Annotated in this window: 1 rRNA gene; it reads left to right on the top strand. The window is 52.9% G+C overall.

Annotated elements, in window-relative coordinates:
• Positions 1 to 26: 26 nt before the first annotated feature.
• A 23S ribosomal RNA gene (locus tag J8I33_RS34080) occupies positions 27 to 2,908 on the top strand.
• Positions 2,909 to 2,920 lie beyond the last annotated feature (12 nt).

Here is a 2,920-nt window from a genome sequence, read left to right as displayed (position 1 = left end):
CTGTCGATGAGACAGACTCGTTATAGGGTCAAGCGAACAAGTGCATGTGGTGGATGCCTTGGCGATCACAGGCGATGAAGGACGCGGTAGCCTGCGAAAAGCTACGGGGAGCTGGCAAACGAGCTTTGATCCGTAGATGTCCGAATGGGGAAACCCACTCCTTTTGGAGTATCCATGGCTGAATACATAGGCCATGTGAAGCGAACGCGGTGAACTGAAACATCTAAGTAACCGCAGGAAAAGAAATCAACCGAGATTCCCAAAGTAGTGGCGAGCGAAATGGGATGAGCCTTGCACTCTTTATTTGTATTGTTAGCCGAACGCTCTGGAAAGTGCGGCCATAGCAGGTGATAGCCCTGTAGGCGAAAACAGTATGAAAGAACTAGGTGTGCGACAAGTAGGGCGGGACACGTGAAATCCTGTCTGAAGATGGGGGGACCATCCTCCAAGGCTAAATACTCGTGATCGACCGATAGTGAACCAGTACCGTGAGGGAAAGGCGAAAAGAACCCCGGGAGGGGAGTGAAATAGATCCTGAAACCGCATGCATACAAACAGTCGGAGCCTCGTAAGGGGTGACGGCGTACCTTTTGTATAATGGGTCAGCGACTTACGTTCAGTAGCAAGCTTAACCGTATAGGGCAGGCGTAGCGAAAGCGAGTCCGAATAGGGCGTTCAGTTGCTGGGCGTAGACCCGAAACCAGGTGATCTATCCATGGCCAGGATGAAGGTGCGGTAACACGTACTGGAGGTCCGAACCCACTAACGTTGAAAAGTTAGGGGATGAGCTGTGGATAGGGGTGAAAGGCTAAACAAACCTGGAAATAGCTGGTTCTCTCCGAAAACTATTTAGGTAGTGCCTCGTGTCTCACCTTCGGGGGTAGAGCACTGTCATGGTTGGGGGGTCTATTGCAGATTACCCCGCCATAGCAAACTCCGAATACCGAAGAGTGCAATCACGGGAGACAGACATCGGGTGCTAACGTCCGGTGTCAAGAGGGAAACAACCCAGACCGCCAGCTAAGGTCCCCAAATATAGCTAAGTGGGAAACGAAGTGGGAAGGCTAAAACAGTCAGGAGGTTGGCTTAGAAGCAGCCACCCTTTAAAGAAAGCGTAATAGCTCACTGATCGAGTCGTCCTGCGCGGAAGATGTAACGGGGCTAAGCTATATACCGAAGCTGCGGATGCGAGCTTTGCTCGCATGGTAGGAGAGCGTTCCGTAAGCCTGCGAAGGTGCCTTGTAAAGGGTGCTGGAGGTATCGGAAGTGCGAATGCTGACATGAGTAGCGATAAAGGGGGTGAAAGGCCCCCTCGCCGTAAGCCCAAGGTTTCCTACGCAACGTTCATCGGCGTAGGGTGAGTCGGCCCCTAAGGCGAGGCAGAAATGCGTAGCTGATGGGAAGCAGGTCAATATTCCTGCACCATTGTTAGATGCGATGGGGGGACGGATCGCGGAAGGTTGTCCGGGTGTTGGAAGTCCCGGTCGCTGCATTGGAGAAGGCGCTTAGGCAAATCCGGGCGCGCAATTCAAGGGTGTGGCGCGAGCTCCTTCGGGAGCGAAGCAATTGGAAGTGGTTCCAAGAAAAGCCTCTAAGCTTCAGTCTAACGATGACCGTACCGCAAACCGACACAGGTGGGCGAGATGAGTATTCTAAGGCGCTTGAGAGAACTCGGGAGAAGGAACTCGGCAAATTGGTACCGTAACTTCGGGATAAGGTACGCCCTTGTAGCTTGACTGGCCTGCGCCAGGAGGGTGAAGGGGTTGCAATAAACTGGTGGCTGCGACTGTTTAATAAAAACACAGCACTCTGCAAACACGAAAGTGGACGTATAGGGTGTGACGCCTGCCCGGTGCCGGAAGATTAAATGATGGGGTGCAAGCTCTTGATTGAAGTCCCGGTAAACGGCGGCCGTAACTATAACGGTCCTAAGGTAGCGAAATTCCTTGTCGGGTAAGTTCCGACCTGCACGAATGGCGTAACGATGGCCACACTGTCTCCTCCCGAGACTCAGCGAAGTTGAAGTGTTTGTGATGATGCAATCTACCCGCGGCTAGACGGAAAGACCCCATGAACCTTTACTGTAGCTTTGCATTGGACTTTGAACCGATCTGTGTAGGATAGGTGGGAGGCTATGAAACCGGAACGCTAGTTTCGGTGGAGCCGTCCTTGAAATACCACCCTGGTTTGTTTGAGGTTCTAACCTTGGCCCGTGATCCGGGTCGGGGACAGTGCATGGTAGGCAGTTTGACTGGGGCGGTCTCCTCCCAAAGCGTAACGGAGGAGTACGAAGGTACGCTAGGTACGGTCGGAAATCGTGCTGATAGTGCAATGGCATAAGCGTGCTTAACTGCGAGACCGACAAGTCGAGCAGGTGCGAAAGCAGGTCATAGTGATCCGGTGGTTCTGTATGGAAGGGCCATCGCTCAACGGATAAAAGGTACTCTGGGGATAACAGGCTGATACCGCCCAAGAGTTCATATCGACGGCGGTGTTTGGCACCTCGATGTCGGCTCATCTCATCCTGGGGCTGTAGCCGGTCCCAAGGGTATGGCTGTTCGCCATTTAAAGAGGTACGTGAGCTGGGTTTAAAACGTCGTGAGACAGTTTGGTCCCTATCTGCCGTGGGCGTTGGATATTTGAAGGGGGCTGCTCCTAGTACGAGAGGACCGGAGTGGACGAACCTCTGGTGTACCGGTTGTCACGCCAGTGGCATCGCCGGGTAGCTATGTTCGGAAGAGATAACCGCTGAAAGCATCTAAGCGGGAAACTCGCCTTAAGATGAGATATCCCTGGGGACTAGATCCCCTTGAAGGGTCGTTCGAGACCAGGACGTTGATAGGTCAGGTGTGTAAGCGCAGTAATGCGTTCAGCTAACTGATACTAATTGCCCGTAAGGCTTGATCCTATAACAAGTCTG

Origin of the sequence: Burkholderia sp. AcTa6-5, assembly GCF_017815075.1 — a bacterium.
GTDB classification, from domain to species: domain Bacteria; phylum Pseudomonadota; class Gammaproteobacteria; order Burkholderiales; family Burkholderiaceae; genus Burkholderia; species Burkholderia sola.
This window is presented reverse-complemented; position numbering and strand designations above follow the sequence as displayed.